General features: G+C 65.2%; 17 protein-coding genes. 15 read left to right on the forward strand and 2 right to left on the reverse strand.

Annotated features, from left to right (window positions below; genetic code table 11):
• Positions 1-21: 21 nt before the first annotated feature.
• Positions 22-516, forward strand: a complete 495-nt coding sequence (locus Q0P59_RS12260; RefSeq protein WP_295006746.1) for a YajQ family cyclic di-GMP-binding protein — start codon at positions 22-24, stop codon at positions 514-516.
• 60 nt (positions 517-576) lie between these two features.
• Here the strand turns inward: Q0P59_RS12260 and Q0P59_RS12265 are convergent, their stop codons facing one another.
• The gene (locus tag Q0P59_RS12265; protein WP_295006747.1) at positions 577-1,290 is read right to left on the reverse strand and encodes a type 1 glutamine amidotransferase; all 714 of its coding nucleotides are present in this window, start codon (positions 1,288-1,290) and stop codon (positions 577-579) included.
• A gap of 22 nt (positions 1,291-1,312) precedes the next feature.
• Between Q0P59_RS12265 and Q0P59_RS12270 the strand changes: the two genes are divergently transcribed.
• The 9 genes from Q0P59_RS12270 (at position 1,313) to Q0P59_RS12310 (ending at position 8,477) form a co-directional block, all read left to right on the forward strand.
• A complete protein-coding gene (locus tag Q0P59_RS12270; RefSeq protein ID WP_295006748.1) occupies positions 1,313-1,951 on the forward strand; it encodes a TIGR02281 family clan AA aspartic protease in 639 nt (212 codons plus the stop codon).
• 10 nt (positions 1,952-1,961) lie between these two features.
• Positions 1,962-2,219: a hypothetical protein gene (locus Q0P59_RS12275; RefSeq protein ID WP_295006749.1), complete on the forward strand. Its 258-nt coding sequence runs from the start codon at positions 1,962-1,964 to the stop codon at positions 2,217-2,219.
• Entirely contained in the window at positions 2,216-2,812 is a 597-nt protein-coding gene (locus Q0P59_RS12280) for a CoA pyrophosphatase (RefSeq protein WP_295006750.1), read from the forward strand. Before Q0P59_RS12275 ends, Q0P59_RS12280 begins: the two co-directional genes overlap by 4 nt.
• Before the next feature lie 64 nt (positions 2,813-2,876).
• On the forward strand, positions 2,877-3,800 hold the full coding sequence (locus tag Q0P59_RS12285; protein WP_295006751.1) for a CobD/CbiB family protein: 924 nt from the start codon (positions 2,877-2,879) through the stop codon (positions 3,798-3,800).
• Between the two features lie 22 nt (positions 3,801-3,822).
• Positions 3,823-5,004, forward strand: a complete 1,182-nt coding sequence (locus Q0P59_RS12290) for an acetyl-CoA C-acyltransferase family protein (protein WP_295006752.1) — start codon at positions 3,823-3,825, stop codon at positions 5,002-5,004.
• Positions 5,005-5,204: 200 nt separating this feature from the next.
• Complete coding sequence (locus Q0P59_RS12295; RefSeq protein WP_295006753.1) at positions 5,205-6,617, forward strand: circularly permuted type 2 ATP-grasp protein; 1,413 nt, start codon at positions 5,205-5,207, stop codon at positions 6,615-6,617.
• Positions 6,618-6,619: 2 nt separating this feature from the next.
• Positions 6,620-7,567, forward strand: coding sequence for an alpha-E domain-containing protein (locus Q0P59_RS12300; RefSeq protein ID WP_295006754.1), 948 nt, complete (start codon positions 6,620-6,622; stop codon positions 7,565-7,567).
• Positions 7,568-7,741: 174 nt separating this feature from the next.
• Positions 7,742-8,227, forward strand: coding sequence for a hypothetical protein (locus tag Q0P59_RS12305; protein ID WP_295006755.1), 486 nt, complete (start codon positions 7,742-7,744; stop codon positions 8,225-8,227).
• A 19-nt stretch (positions 8,228-8,246) separates the two neighbouring features.
• Positions 8,247-8,477, forward strand: coding sequence for a VF530 family protein (locus Q0P59_RS12310; RefSeq protein WP_295006756.1), 231 nt, complete (start codon positions 8,247-8,249; stop codon positions 8,475-8,477).
• 73 nt (positions 8,478-8,550) lie between these two features.
• Here the strand turns inward: Q0P59_RS12310 and Q0P59_RS12315 are convergent, their stop codons facing one another.
• Positions 8,551-9,093, reverse strand: coding sequence for a phasin family protein (locus Q0P59_RS12315; protein WP_295006757.1), 543 nt, complete (start codon positions 9,091-9,093; stop codon positions 8,551-8,553).
• A 498-nt stretch (positions 9,094-9,591) separates the two neighbouring features.
• Here Q0P59_RS12315 and Q0P59_RS12320 point away from each other — a divergent pair, with 498 nt between their 5' ends.
• The 5 genes from Q0P59_RS12320 to Q0P59_RS12340 all read left to right on the forward strand — a co-directional run bounded on the left by Q0P59_RS12320 (position 9,592) and on the right by Q0P59_RS12340 (position 14,620).
• Positions 9,592-10,572, forward strand: a complete 981-nt coding sequence (locus Q0P59_RS12320; protein ID WP_295006758.1) for an ABC transporter substrate-binding protein — start codon at positions 9,592-9,594, stop codon at positions 10,570-10,572.
• A 7-nt stretch (positions 10,573-10,579) separates the two neighbouring features.
• A complete protein-coding gene (locus Q0P59_RS12325; protein ID WP_295006759.1) occupies positions 10,580-11,392 on the forward strand; it encodes an ABC transporter permease in 813 nt (270 codons plus the stop codon).
• Positions 11,393-11,394: 2 nt separating this feature from the next.
• Entirely contained in the window at positions 11,395-12,189 is a 795-nt protein-coding gene (locus Q0P59_RS12330) for an ABC transporter ATP-binding protein (RefSeq protein ID WP_295006760.1), read from the forward strand.
• A 267-nt stretch (positions 12,190-12,456) separates the two neighbouring features.
• Positions 12,457-14,277 (forward strand): ATP-binding protein, encoded by a 1,821-nt coding sequence (locus Q0P59_RS12335; RefSeq protein ID WP_295006761.1) that lies wholly within the window; start codon positions 12,457-12,459, stop codon positions 14,275-14,277.
• Positions 14,258-14,620 (forward strand): 5-carboxymethyl-2-hydroxymuconate Delta-isomerase, encoded by a 363-nt coding sequence (locus Q0P59_RS12340; protein ID WP_295006762.1) that lies wholly within the window; start codon positions 14,258-14,260, stop codon positions 14,618-14,620. Before Q0P59_RS12335 ends, Q0P59_RS12340 begins: the two co-directional genes overlap by 20 nt.
• The last annotated feature ends 1,011 nt before the right edge of the window (positions 14,621-15,631 follow it).

The following is a 15,631-nucleotide window of genomic DNA, read 5'->3' on the forward strand; positions in this document are numbered from 1 at the left end:
CTTTTGATTTCAGGAGATGCCATGCCCAGTTTTGACTTCACGTCCGAAGCCGACATGGTGGCGTTGAAGAACGCCATCGACGTCGCCGTTCGCCAGATTGACAACCGCTACGACTTCAAGGGCACCTCGGCCAAGGTCGAGTTCAACGAGAAGGACAAGGTCATCACCCTGCACGGTGATTCCGACTTCCAGCTGGACCAGATCAAGGACATCCTCTTCCCGGCCATGGAGAAGAAGGAAGTCGAGAGCACCAAGCGCCTCGATCACCAGCCGATGCAGAAGGTTTCCGGCAACAAGGTCAAGCAGGAGCTGAAGATCAGGATGGGCATCGAGACCGAACTGGCCAAGAAGCTGGTCAAGATGATCAAGGATGCCAAGCTCAAGGTGCAGGCCTCGATCCAGGGCGATGCCGTGCGCGTCCAGGGCGCCAAGCGCGACGACCTGCAGGATTGCATCGCGCTGATCCGCAAGGAAGTGACCGATTTCCCGATCAAGGCGGGCAATTTCCGCGACTGAGCGCTTGCGCCATCCCGCGGTGAATGCGGAAAGGGCAGCTGCGGCTGCCCTTTTGCGTTATCAGCGGGCCAGCCCGCCCACCCAGACCGAATAGAGCCGGTCGGACAGCTGCCGCATTTGCGGCAGGCGCACGGCAAGTTCGCCGGCCATGGCTTCCGGCGTTTGAACGCTGATCTGGTCGGTAGCCCCCTGGGCTTCGCCGGCCCATTCCTCGTTCCACGCGGTGATCATTTCCGGCGTCATTTCGACGTGGCACTGCATGGCCAGGTGGGGGCCGAGCGCGAACATCTGGTTGGCGCAGTGATGGTTCGAGAAAAGGCGCGTCGCCCCGGCCGGGATGCTGAAGGTCTCGCCATGCCACTGAAACACGCTGCCGCTCCTGCCGGCCAGGTCGCCCAGCCAGTGCTTGCCCGTGGCGTGGCTTTCGCCGTAGGCGTCGCCCCAGCCGATTTCCTTGACCGGGTTGCGGGTGATCTCGCCGCCCAGCGCCTTGCTCATCAGCTGGCCGCCGAGGCAGTGTCCGATGACCGGGATGCCGGCGGCGACCGCGCTGCGGATCAGCGCGCAGCTCTGATCGATCCAGGGCAGGGGGTCGTTGACGCTCATCGGGCCGCCCATGAAGCACAGCCCGGAATAATCCTGCGCATTGCCGGGCACGCTTTCACCCTCGTCAATGGCGATCAGTTGCCACGGAATCCCTTGCTGCTCAAGGAATATGGCAAAATAGCCGGGACCTTCTGTTGGGGAGTGGCGAAAGATGGCGACGGGCTTCATGGCGGAGAAATCATCCGGAAAAATGAGCGGCCATTTTACGCTCCTCGCGCTGCTGACGGTTTTGCTGCCGTTCGCGGCCGCTGCCCAGGATGTGGGGCTGGCGGGCGTCATGGGCAGCAAGGCGATGCTGATGATCAACGGTTCCGAGCCGCAGGCCGTGCCGGTCGGACACACGGTCGATGGCGTCAAGGTGCTGGCGATCCAGAACGATCAGGTCATGATCGAGATCGGTGGCAAGAAGCGTCCGCTGCGCGTCGGTCAGCATGCCATCGGCGCCGTGAATGCCGATGGCTCGGGCAAGATCGTCATGACGGCCGACGGGCAGGGGCATTTTTATACGACTGGTACGATCAACGGCACCTCGGTCCGCTTTCTGGTCGACACCGGGGCGACGATGATTTCCCTGGGCGCCACCGATGCCCGGCGGGTCGGGGTGGATTTCAATCGCGGCCAGAAGACCATGACCAATACGGCCAACGGCCAGGCCGTGGTGAGCAAGGTGCAGCTGGATACCGTGCGTATCGGCGATGTCACGCTGCACAACGTCGATGCGCTGATCCATCAGACAGAGATGCCGATTGCCCTGCTCGGCATGAGCTTTCTGAACCGGATGGAAATGCTGCGCGACGGCAGCACCATGACACTTAAAAAACGATTCTAGGAGAGAGAAGATGCCGCAGAAAGATCAGGAAATCGCGCTGTTGCGCCGGGAGATCGAGTTGGTGATGGGGGAGCGCCAGGCCTTGCTGCGCGTGGCCGGTTCGGCGGCGGTGCTGATCGCCAGCCTGGACAGCAAGCGGCTGCCGGTGGGGGCGGTCGAGTCGGCCGACCTGGTGGCCACCACGATCAACGATCTGTCCGAGGAAACCCTGCAGGACGCCCTGGCCTCGGTGAACGCCGAAATCGAGGAAGATTCCCCGGCAAAATGAGCCTCGATCTGGATCGCCTGCGGGCCAGTCTGCTCGCGGAGCCCAAGGCCGGTCATTTCGTTCAGGAAGATGGCGCGCAGGATCAGCCCCTGACGCCGGCCGCCGTGCTCTTCCCGATTGTCCTGCGGGACGACGGGCACACGGTGCTGCTCACCCAGCGCACCGCACACCTCAGGGATCATGCAGGGCAGATCAGCTTTCCCGGCGGTCGTGTCGAAGCACATGACCTGACCCCGATCGAAACGGCCTTGCGCGAGACAGAGGAGGAAATCGGCCTGGCGCGCGAGCGTGTCGAAATCGTCGGCTTCCTGCCCGAATACCGGACGGGTACCGGCTTCCGGGTGACGCCGGTCGTCGCGCTGGTGCGCCCGCCCTTCGACTTGCAGCCCGATCCCTTCGAGGTCGCCGAGATCTTCGAGGTGCCGCTCGCCTTCCTGATCGACCCGGCCAATCATCAACAGCATTCGCTGCATTATCGCGGAGCCTTGCGCCATTACTTCGCCATGCCCTACGGCGAGTATTTCATCTGGGGCGCGACGGCCGGCATGATCCGTTCATTGTCGGAACGGCTCGGGCTGCTCCAGGTGTCATGAGCTTGTGGTATCGTGGCGTTTTGCAATACGAAAATAAGCCGAACACGGCAATCCTCAGCCCCACATGAGTCTTCTTTCGCTGATTGCAGTCTTTCTCATCGAGCAGCTGCAGCCCCTCGACTACCGTCGCATCGTCGCTGAGCCGCTGGGTGCCTGGGCGGAATTCATCGAGTCCCGTTTCAATGCCGGCGCCTATCGCCACGGCGTCCTGGCCTGGTGCTTTGCTGTTCTGCTGCCGGTCGTCCTGGTCGGCATTGCCTATGGCGCCCTGGTCGCGCTGAATCCCCTGTTCGGGCTGCTGCTCAATGTCGGCGTACTCTACCTGACCATGGGGTTCCGCCAGTTCAGCCATCACTACACCGAGATTCAGCTGGCCTTGCGCCTCGGCGACCTGGAACGGGCCCGCGCCTTGCTCGCCGAGTGGCAGGGGCGCTCGACCTACAACCTGGGTTCGGAAGACATCGCTCGCCTGTCGATCGAAGGCGCCCTGGCCGCTTCGCACCGCCATGTCTTCGCCGTGCTGCTGTGGTTCATCCTGCTCCCCGGGCCTTGCGGCGCCTTGCTCTATCGCCTGGCGCTGATCGTCCGCGATCGCTGGAACGCGGAGCGTGCCGACCAGGAAAACCAGTTCGCGCTGTTTTCCCGCCAGGCGTTCGGGGCGATCGACTGGCTGCCCTTGCGGACGACCGCCTCGGCTTTCGCCATCGTCGGCGACTTCGAGGATGCGGCGTATTGCTGGCGCACGCAGCCGGCGCAATGGCCCGATCGCGATCTGGGCATCGTGCTGGCAGCCGGCGCGGGGGCTTTGGGCGTGCAGTTGGGGAGGCCTGTCGTCGATGGCGTCGAGGTCGCCGACCGCGGGGAACTCGGGCTGGGCGATCCGGCCGACGTAGATTTCATGCAGAGTGCCGTAGGCCTCGTCTGGCGAGCCACGGTTGTGTGGATGTTGTTGCTCTTTTTGCTGGGGCTCGCTAGTCTGGTGGGCTGAATACTTATATCAGGAGGTTTTCATGAGCAAAGATGTTGTCGTTCTGAGTGCTGTTCGTTCCCCCATCGGTGCTTTCGGTGGTTCGCTGGCCGACATGGATCCGTGCGATCTGGGCGGTACCGTGATGAAGGAAGCGATTGCCCGCTCCGGTGTCGATCCCCAAGCCATCAACTACGTGACCGTCGGCACCACGATGCCGGTTGATTCCCGCTACGCCTACGTCTCCCGCGTTGCCTCCATCCAGGCCGGCCTGCCGATGGACTCCGTCGCCATGCAGGTTTCCCGCCTGTGCGCCTCCGGCCTGCAAGCCATCGTCACCACCGCCCAGAACATCCTGCTCGGCGATTGCGACTACGGTATCGGCGGTGGCGTCGAAGTGATGTCCAAGGTTGCCTACCTGATGCCGGCCCTGCGTTCCGGTGCCCGCATGGGCGACGCCAAGGCCATCGACGCCATGGTCGCCGTGCTGACCGACCCGTTCGGCGTCGGCCACATGGGCATCACCGCCGAGAACCTGGCCGCCAAGCACGGCTTCAGCCGTGAAGACCAGGATGCCTTCGCCGTCGAATCGCAGCGCCGTGCCGCTGCCGCCATCGACGCCGGCCACTTCAAGTCGCAGATCATGCCGATCGTCAAGCAGACCCGCAAGGGCGACGTGGTGTTCGATACCGACGAGCACCTGAAGCGCGGCACGACCATGGAGTCGCTGGCCAAGATGAAGCCGGCCTTCAAGAAGGACGGTACCGTCACCGCCGGTAACGCCTCCGGCATCAACGACGGCGCTGCCTTCTTCGTGCTGGCCGATGCCGCCAAGGCTGCCGCCGCCGGCCAGAAGCCGATCGCCCGCATGGTTTCCTACGCCGTTGCCGGCGTGCCGAACGACATCATGGGCGAAGGCCCGATCCCGGCGACCAAGCTGGCCCTGAAGAAGGCCGGCCTGACCCTGGACCAGATGGACGTCATCGAATCCAACGAAGCCTTCGCCGCCCAGGCGCTGTCGGTTTCCAAGGTGCTCGGCCTCGACCCGGCGAAGACCAACCCGAACGGCGGCGCCATCGCCCTCGGCCACCCGGTCGGCTGTTCCGGTGCCTTCATCGCCACCAAGGCGATCTACGAAATGAACCGCATCGGCGGCAAGTACTGCCTGGTCACCATGTGTATCGGTGGCGGCCAGGGCATCGCCGTGATCTTCGAACGCGTCTAAGCGTTTCGCAGCACTGCCCGAAAAAGCCCGCCGGAGCGATCCGGCGGGCTTTTTCTTTGCACCATGTTGTTTGAATGATGCACCTTTGCAGTGCGTCAATAGTCATAAAGTTGTATTTGGCGCATGATTTGATGTGCATTTCCGGGTGGCATGGAACCTGCTGATTCCGGAACGAGAGCATCCTCAGCGACGAGTCCAAAATGAACTTCTATAACGAGATGGTTGACGCCCAGGGCGGCGTCCGGGCGCATTACAAGGGATATGACGACTGGCTCAAGGCGACCCCGCCGGAGCGCATCGAACGCAAGCGTGCCGAAGCCGACCTGGCCTTTCACCGCGTCGGCATCACCTTCGCGGTGTATGGCGAGGAGGCGGGCAAGGAGCGCCTGATCCCCTTCGATATCATTCCGCGCGTCATTCCCGCGGCCGAGTGGAAGGCGCTGCAGGCCGGCCTGCGCCAGCGGGTCAAGGCGCTCAACATGTTCCTGTGGGACGTCTATCACGACCAGGAGATTCTCAAGGCGGGCATCATCCCGGCCGAGCAGGTGCTGAACAATGCCCAGTACCGCCCGATCATGCAGGGCGTCGATGTGCCGGGGCGGATCTACGCGCATATCACCGGCGTCGACATCGTGCGCGCCGGCGAGGGCGAGTTCTACGTGCTGGAAGACAACCTGCGCGTGCCGTCGGGCGTCTCGTACATGCTCGAAGACCGCAAGATGATGATGCGCCTGTTCCCCGAACTGTTCGCCCGCCACAAGGTGGCGCCGGTGCAGCATTACCCCGACCTGCTGCTCGAGAAGCTCCGTGCCGTCTCGCCCAAGGGGGTGGCCAACCCGACGGTCGTGGTCCTGACGCCCGGCGCCTACAACAGCGCCTATTTCGAGCACACTTTCCTGGCCCAGCAGATGGGCGTCGAACTGGTCGAGGGGCGCGATCTCTTCGTCAAGGACGAGATGGTCTACATGCGTACGACGCAGGGGCCGCAGCGTGTCGACGTGATCTACCGCCGCATCGACGACGATTTCCTCGACCCACAGGTATTCCGGGCCGATTCGGCGCTCGGCGTGCCCGGGCTGATGCGGGCCTACCGGGCGGGCAACGTGACGCTGGCCAACGCGGTCGGCACCGGCGTCGCCGACGACAAGTCGATCTACCCCTACGTGCCGGACATGATCCGCTTCTACCTCGGCGAGGCGCCGAAGCTGAACAACGTGCCGACCTACATGTGCCGCAAGCCGGACGACCTGAAGTACGTGCTCGAGCACCTGCCGGAACTGGTGGTCAAGGAAGTGCATGGCGCCGGCGGCTACGGCATGCTGGTCGGGCCGGCCTCGACCCGGGATCAGATCGAGCACTTCCGCCAGTTGCTGATCGCCAAGCCGGACGGCTACATCGCCCAGCCGACGCTGGCCCTGTCCAACTGCCCGACCTTCGTCGAGGAGGGCATCGCGCCGCGCCACCTCGATCTGCGCCCCTTCGTGCTGTCTTCGGGCGAGTGCGTGAACATGGTCCCCGGCGGCCTGACCCGCGTCGCCCTGACCAAGGGCTCGCTGGTCGTCAATTCGTCGCAGGGCGGCGGCACCAAGGACACCTGGGTTCTGGAGGATTAATCATGCTGAGTCGTACTGCCGATCACTTGTTCTGGATGTCGCGCTACATGGAGCGCGCAGAGAATCTCGCCCGCCTGCTCGACGTGACCTACCAGATGTCGATGGTGCCGCAATCCGAGGAGGCGGCGAACCAGAGCTGGAGCGCCATCATCGCGCTGAACAGCCTGGAGGAGGCCTATGCCGCCAAATACCCGGTGGTCAACGGCGAGAACGTGCTGAAATTCATGGTCAGCGATGCCGACAATTTCTCGTCCATCCACAGCTGCCTGCGCATGGCCCGGGAAAATGCCCACGCCGTGCGCGGCACGCTGACCACCGAGATGTGGGAGACCCTGAACTTCACCTGGCTGGAGGCCCGGGGCCGCAGTTTCGAGCAGTTGCTCGCGGCCGGGATCGGCGAGTATTTCGAGTGGGTCAAGACGCGCTCGTCGCTGACGCGCGGCACCACGCTGGGCACCCTGCTGCAGGACGAGGCCTATCACTTCATCCGCCTCGGCACCTTGCTGGAGCGGGCCGACAACACCGCGCGCATCCTCGACTTCAAGTACCACGTGCTGCGCCCGCATGGCGACGAGGGCGCGACCGACTTCTACCAGTGGGCGGCCTTGCTGCGCTCGGTGTCGGCCTTCGAGGTCTATCGCAAGGTCTATCGCGACGTGATCACGCCGGACCGCGTCGCCGAACTGCTGATCCTCAACAAGGACATGCCGCGCTCGCTGCATTTCTGCATGAACGGCGTGATCAAGACGCTCGACCTGATCGCCAACGGCCAGTCGGGCGAAACCGCCCGCCAGGCCGGCTTGCTGCATGCCCAGCTGCACTACGGGCGGATCGGCGGCATTCTCGAACACGGCCTGCACGAATGGCTGGAGGACTTCATGGACCGCATCTACCTGCTCGGCGACGGGATCAGCAAGGATTTCCTGGTGCCGATGGCCGAGGCCGCCTGAGTCGGCGCCCGGCAGGCGAGGCCCGGTTTTGCCGGGCCTTTTTTACGCCGGGCGGTGTTTATTTCCCGAAATGTTGAAATCAATCCGGCGATTCGGGGTGGCTGGCTTTAAACTGCGAACCTCGCAGCGCCAGTCGATGTTCGGCTGATTCTTTGCTTTTTTTCAAGGCCGTCCATGTACCCGATCCACGATCACGATCCCCTCGTCCTGCTTGCCACGGCCCTCGCCGCCAAGCGCCGTCCTGCCGAACTGCTGGAAATCATGGCCGCCATCGACCTGATCCAGGGCAATATCCCGAACGAGGAAAAACTCAGCGAAGCCTTCACCCGCCTCGGCCAGAACGGCCTGCTGCTCGCCCGCGACGGCGGCGTCGCCTTGACCCCGGCCGCCGAGAGCCAGATCGAAGCCTTGCCGCGCAAGGGCGACATGGCCGATCGCCTGATCGCCCTGCGCAGCCTGCTGGCAGCCTATGCGACCAGCGGCGATGCCGACGCCGTGGCGATTCCGGCCGATCAACTACGCGCCGCCATGCTGGCCCATCGTGCGGCGGCGGCCGGCGCCGGCAAGAACCTGCTGGTGCCCAAGCCGAAGCCGGAAGCCGCCAAGGCCCGCCCCGGACAGCGTCAGCGCAAGCCGATGCCCAAGCAGCGCAAGCGCTGAACCGGCGATCCGTTCAGGCATGACGCAGGAACAACCGAACAACCCGCTGCACGGCGTGACGCTGGAGGCCATCCTCCGGCAACTCGTCGACCACTATGGCTGGGCCGAACTCGGGCAGCAGATCGACATCCGCTGTTTCAACCACGAGCCGAGCATCGCCTCCAGCCTCAAGTTCCTGCGCCGGACGCCGTGGGCGCGGGAGCGGGTCGAATCGTTGTACCTCTACATGTTGCGTTCGTCGGCGCGCTGAGTTTTCCCGGCGCGTCAACGTGAAAAAGCCCGCGATGAACGCGGGCTTTTTTGCGACTGAAGATTCGGCGAGATTACTTGCCGGAAGCCTTCTTGGCGGCCTTGACGGTGGCGCTGGTGGCAGCGGCGATGTTGTTCTGGGTCAGGTCGGTCACTTGCTGGGCGGCCTTGCGCATGTTGTCGAAGGCGGAGTTGGCGGCAGCGATGGCGCTCTGCACCGCGGCGACGGCAACGTCGGAACCGGCCGGAGCGGACTTGGCGGCCTTTTCCAGCATGCCGGCAACGCTCTTCTGGAAGTCGCCGAACTGGGCTTCGACCATCTTGGTCATCTGCTCTTGCATCTGGGCAGAGATTTCGTAGACCGACTTGCCGTAGGCAACGGCCTTCTCGACACCCGGCTGGGCCAGGGAGGCCTGGATGGTCACGGCATCCTTGACGTCCTTGGCACCCATCAGGGCCTTGGCGTTGGCGGCGGAGTCTTCGAGCACCGAGCGGGCGGTTTCGAGGTTCAGGGTGGCGATGCGCTCGGCGGAAGCCAGGGCGGTGTTGGCAACAGCCAGCAGGGAATCAACGGCGGCTTTGTTGGCGGCGGCGAATTGCTCGGGATTGATCGACATCGGAGGCTCCTTAAGTATGGAATTAATAATTACGGCGCGGTCATTGTAGCAATGTTTTTTGGATATTGCTGCACTGCAGCATGCAATTGTGTTGACGCAGGTCAAATAAGTTGCGTTTTTGATGAATCGCGAAATATGACGTTAAGTTGTTGTAAATAAACAGTCGTTTGTTTCCGGTGCGGCCATGCTCCGGGGGCCGCCCGGCCAGGCTGGCGTAGTGCATTGCAACATTGTTGCGGCGGGCGCCAGGCCTGTCCGGCCTTGTTGTTTTGTCTCGATCTCCGGCGTTCGGAGCGGCGATCAGCGCACCCGTCGCGGCAGTGCGGATTTCCGCACAACAGTCCGCGGAAAGTCCGGGTTTTCGCACCTACGAACCGGGCTTTGGTTTCATATGTTCCATTTTTTCAATGGCTTGCATCGTTCGGCTGGCTGGCACAGCTCCTGCGATGGATATCCGGTCCGCACCGCGGCCCTGATTGAATACCGGAGGAGAGTTCCATGCACAAAAACATTCGCCTTGCCGTCCTTGCCACCCTGGGCATCGCCACCCCCATCGCCAGCCAGGCGCAGGCGCCCGACGTCGTCCGCCTCGGCAACCTGAAGTTCGCCCATTACGGGGCGGTGTCGTACATGAAGGAGGCTTGCGGCAAGTACAACCTCAAGGTCGAGGAACGCATGTTCCCGAAGGGGCCGGACATCATGCCGGCCATCGTCGCCGGCGAGATCGACATCGCGGCGCTGGCATCGGATGGCGCCATCTCGGGCCGCGCCAACGGGGTGCCGATCTACACCGTCGCCGGCTTCGCCAAGGGCGGGGCGCGCGTGGTGGCCGGCATCGACAGCGGCATCAAGTCGCTGGCCGACATGAAGGGCAAGAAGGTCGGCGTCACCCGCGGCGGCGCGCACGAGCTGCTGCTCTACGCCGAACTGGAAAAGGCCGGCCTGAGCTGGTCCGACAAGCCGGGCAAGGATGTGCAGATCGTCTTCCTGGCCTTCGCCGACCTCAACCAGGCGCTGGCCGCCAAGCAGATCGACGCCATGTGCCAGTCCGAGCCGCAGTCCTCGCAGGCGCTGAACAAGAAGTTCGGCGTCGAGGTCATGAAACCGTACTCGACGAAGATGGGCGAGCCAGTGCGCCTGCTGGTGATGACCGAGAAGATGTACAACGAGAAGCGGGATGTCGCCCAGCGCCTGATGAAGTGCTTCGTCGAGACCACCACGCTGTTCAACAGCGACACCGCGCTGGCCGACAAGTACGTGCGCGAGCAGATGTTCAAGGGCCAGATCACGTCGCAGGACTTCAAGGACGCCATGGACAACGCCGACTACACCTATGACGTGTCGCTGGAGCATGTCGATATCACCACCGACTACATGAACAAGTACGGCGTCGGCCGCATGAGCAAGCCGCCGAAGGCCGCCGAATGGGTCAAGCTCGACCTGCTGCAGAAGGCCAAGGCCGATCTCAAGGTGAAGTGAGCCGACGATGCGGAAACTCAAAGACTTCGCCCACGGCGCCCTGGTGCCGGTGCTGGTGCTCATCCTGTGGGAGGCCTGCTCGCGGGCCGGCCTGTTCTCGGCCGTCGTCATGCCGGCGCCGTCGGCCGTCGCCGCCAAGTGGTGGGCCTACCTGCTGCCGGCGCAGGAGCAGGAGATCGGCCAGTCCTGGCTGGCCTGGCTGTTTTCCGGCGAACTGCTGCATGACGCCTACTCCAGCCTCTACCGCGTCATCGCCGGCTTTTTGATCGGGGCCGGCCTGGCCCTGCCGCTGGGCCTGCTGATGGGCGCCAACACCCGCATCTACGCGCTGTTCAACCCGCTGGTGCAGATCCTGCGGCCGATTCCGCCGATCGCCTACATCCCGCTGGCCATCCTGTGGTTCGGCCTGGGCAACCCGCCGTCCTTCTTCCTGATCGCCATCGGCGCCTTCTTCCCGGTGCTGATGAACACCATCGCCGGCGTCCGCCAGGTCGACGGCATCTACCTGCGGGCGGCGCGCAACCTCGGCGTCAGTCAATGGACGATGTTCACCCGCGTCATCCTGCCCGCCGCCACGCCCTACATCCTGGCCGGCGTGCGCATCGGCATCGGCACCGCCTTCATCGTCGTCATCGTCTCCGAGATGATCGCGGTCAACGACGGCCTCGGCTTCCGCATCCTCGAAGCCCGCGAGTTCATGTGGTCCGACAAGATCATCGCCGGCATGATCACCATCGGCCTGCTCGGCCTGGCCATCGACACGGCGGTCAGCCGCCTCAACAATCATCTGCTGCGCTGGCATCGCGGCCTGGAGCACTGAACATGAGCAGCCCCATCCTGATCGACAACGTGCAGAAGGTCTTCAACACGCCCGGCGGCGACGTCGTTGCGCTGAAGGACATCAACCTCACCATCCAGCCCGGCGAATTCGTCTGCCTGCTCGGCCCCTCGGGCTGCGGCAAGTCGACGCTGCTCAATGCCGTGGCCGGCTTCCAGCCGCCGTCGGCCGGGCAGATCAGCATCGAAGGCCGGAAGATCCTGTCGCCCGGCCCGGATCGCGGCATGGTCTTCCAGGAATACGCGCTTTTCCCGTGGATGACCGTCGGCCAGAACATCGCCTTCGGCCTGGAAGTGCAGAAAAAGGACAAGGTCGAGATCGAGCTGGTCGTCAATCAGCTGCTCGACCTGCTGCACCTCAAGGACTTCCGCGACCGTTTCCCGAAAGATTTGTCCGGCGGCATGCGCCAGCGCGTCGCCATCGCCCGCGTGCTGGCGCTCGACTCGCCGATCATGCTGATGGACGAACCTTTCGGCGCCCTCGACGCGTTGACCCGGCGCAACCTGCAGGACGAGCTGCTGCGCATCTGGGAAAAGCTGGGCAAGACCATCCTCTTCGTGACGCACTCGATCGAGGAGTCGATCTACCTGGCCGACCGCATCGTGGTCATGACTTATCGGCCCGGCACGGTCAAGCGCGACCAGCGGGTCGCCATGCCCCGGCCGCGTGATCCCTCGTCGGCCGCCTTCAACGACCTCAAGCGCGAACTCGGCATGCTGGTCATGGAAGAGCAGCAGCGCCATGCCAACGACGAGCTCAAGCTGGCGGCGGTCGACTGAACTCATCCTGGAAACCGTAGCTGACCGCTTGTCTACACTTTGCAAGCCTGATGAACGTGAGTTTTTTTACCGTGACAACGGGGAACTCGGGTGCTGGCTCCGCTACGCACCTGCCGGCACGGTCGGGCAGGCCGCCGGCTTTGTCGCTCCTCCTTGCAGGCATGAGCCTGCCGCGTCATCGCTTCGCGCCGGCAACCCGCCCAACCGCACCGGCAGGCGCGTCCAACTACGGTTTCTAGGATTGGCCCAACCAGCTAGGATGACGGCGTGAATCCCCCCGATGCCGTCATCCGCTCGCACCGTACCCTGTGGCTGTCCGCAGCCGCCTTGCTGGCCTGCGTGCTGCTCGGCTGGCTGGCCTACCGGCTGCTGCTGAACAGCCACCTGGACAGCGAGCGGCACCTGGCGGCGCAGCGGCTCGATGCCTTCGCCCTGTCGCTCGAAGCCACGCTGGCCCGGCACGAATCGCTGCCCGGCCTGCTCGCGCTCGACCCCGCGCTGGCCGCGCTGCTGCGCGAACCGAACGATGCCCGCCGGCAGGCGGCCGCCAATGCCTATCTCGAAGCCGCGCAGCAGGGCGCGTCGGTCGCCGTCGCTTTCCTCATCGACGCCCGGGGCAATACCCTGGCCGCCAGCAACTGGCGGCTGCCGCGCAGCTTCGTCGGCCACAACTACGGCTTCCGCCCCTATTTCCGCGATGCGCTCGAACGCGGGCTGGGCCGTTTCTACGGAGTCGGCGTCACCACCGGCGAGCCGGGCTATTTTCTCGCGGCGCCGGTGCGCGAGCAGGGCCGGGCGCTCGGCGTCATCGTCCTCAAGGTGGGCCTGGAGAGCATGGAGCAGGCGCTGTCCGGCAAGGGCGACACCCAGCTGCTGACCGACAGCGACGGCATCGTCTTCCTGGCTTCCGACCGCCAGTGGCGCTACCGCGCGCTGGCCCCGCTGCCCGAGGCGGTCAAGGCGCGGCTGGCCGAAACCCAGCAATACGGCAGCCAGCCGGTGCCGCTGCTGGCCGACCGGCCGCTCGAAATCGCCGGCGGCGAACCCCGGCGTATCGCCTTGCCGGGCGAGACGGCGCGCGAGCGGATGATCCATGCCCGGCCGGTCGGCAGCCTGGGCTGGCAGATCGTGCAATTCGGCGATACCGGCGAAGCGCGTTCCGTGGCGCTGGGCGGCGGCGTTGCCGTCGCCTTTGCTGCCGCCTTCCTGATCGGGCTGGCCGCCCACTTCCGGCATCGCCGCCAGCGGCGCGAGGAATTGCGCCGCATCTACGACGGGCTGGAGGGGCGCATCGCCGAACGCACCGCCGACCTGACCGAGCAGGTCGCCGCGCTGGAGCGCACCAAGGCCATCCTGCGCGAGACCCGCGATGCCGCCGTGCAGGCCGGCAAGCTGGCGACCCTGGGCCAGATGTCGGCCGGCATCAGCCACGAACTCAACCAGCCGCTCGCCGCGCTGCAGACTTTTGCCGACAACGCCTCGGCCTTGCTGGCGCGCGGACGCACCGACGAGGTCGCCGATAACCTGCGGATGATTTCCGAGCTGGTCGGCCGTACCGGGCGCATCGTCCGCCAGCTCAAGACCTTCGCCCGCAAGGAAGCGGCGACGCCGCAGGCGGTCAGCGTTGCCGCCGCCATCGAACATGCCCTGCTGATCGTCGAGCCGCGGCGGCGCGAGACCGGTGCGCGCATCGTCGTCGCCCAGCCGCCGGCCGGCCTGTGCTGCCTGGCCGAAGCGGGCCGCCTGGAGCAGATCCTGGTCAACCTCCTGCGCAACGGGCTGGACGCCATGGCCGGGCTGCCCGAACCGGCGCTCGACGTCTCCGTCGGCAGCGAGGGCGCCCAGGTCTGCATCGCCGTGCATGACCACGGGCCGGGCCTCAGCGACGAGGCGCGCTCGCATCTGTTCGAGGCCTTCTATACCACCAAGCCGGTTGGCGAAGGCCTCGGGCTGGGCCTGGTCATTTCGCTTACCATTGCCGAAAGTTACGGCGGCACCCTGAGCGCGCACAACGCCCCGGAGGGCGGGGCCGTCTTTGCGCTCCGCTTGCCCGCCGCTGGAGAAAACCATGCCGCACCTGACGCTTGAATACACCCGCAACCTGGCCGATTTCGACCCGGCCCAGGCCCTCGCGGCGCTCAACGAAGCGATGTTCGATTCCGGCCTGTTCGGCGAAGCCGACATCAAGAGCCGGGCGTTCGCCGTGGACTGCCACCAGGTCGGCGTCCGCGACACGCCGCGCGGCTTCGCGCATGTCGTCGTCGCCATGCTCGCCGGGCGCAGCGACGAGGAGCGCAAGGCGCTGGCCGACAGCCTGCTTGCCGCGCTGATGCCGCTCGTCGCCGGGCACCTGGCCGGCGACGTGCAGCTCAGCGTCGAGACCACCGAGCTGCACCGGCCGAGCTACGCCAAGGCGGTGCTGCATGGCTGAGCCGGTCGTCTTCCTGGTCGAGGACGACGCGGCCGTCCGCAAGGGCTGCGAGCAGGCCCTGTCGCTGGCCGACATCGGCGTGCGCGGCTTTGCCGACGGCGAAAGCATGCTCGCCGCGCTGGCCGCCGGCAACCCGGCGCTGGTGGTCAGCGACGTGCGCCTGCCGGGCAAGGATGGGCTGGAACTGCTGCGCGACGTCCGCCGCGTCGACCGCGAATTGCCGGTGCTGCTGATGACCGGCCACGGCGACGTGGCGATGGCCGTCGAAGCGATGCGCGAGGGCGCGCACGACTTCATCGAAAAGCCCTTCCCGTCGGAGCGCCTGATTGCCGCCGTGCGCAGCGGGATGGAAAAGCGGGCGCTGATCGTCGAGAACCGCCTGCTCAAGGAACGCCTCGCCGGGCAGGGCGAGGGCGGGGTGGCGCGCCTCGTCGGCCAGTCGCCGGCCATCCAGCGCCTGCGCCAGCTGGTCGGCACGCTGGCGCCGACCGGCGTCGACATCCTGATCAACGGCGAAACGGGTGCCGGCAAGGAAGTCGTCGCCCGCGCCATCCACGACGCCAGCGGCCGGCGCGGCGCCTTCGTGGCGATCAATTGCGGGGCGCTCCCCGAAACGGTATTCGAGAGCGAGCTGTTCGGCCATGAGGCGGGCGCCTTCACCGGCGCCGGCAAGCGGCGCATCGGCCGCATCGAGCACGCCGGGGGCGGCACGCTGTTCCTCGACGAAATCGAATCCATGCCGCTCAACCTGCAGGTCAAGTTGCTGCGCGTGCTGCAGGAGCGCAGCGTCGAGCGCCTGGGCAGCAATGCCGCCGTGCACGTCGATTGCCGGCTGGTCGCCGCCAGCAAGGCCGATCTCAAGGCGCTGTCCGATGCCGGGCAGTTCCGGGCCGATCTCTATTACCGGCTCAACGTCGTCAGCCTCGACCTGCCGCCGCTGCGCCAGCGCCGCCAGGACCTGTCTCTTATACACATCTGACGCTGCCGACGATATGCACTGTGTAGATCTCG

The organism is uncultured Dechloromonas sp. (assembly GCF_945957265.1).
GTDB lineage: Bacteria > Pseudomonadota > Gammaproteobacteria > Burkholderiales > Rhodocyclaceae > Azonexus.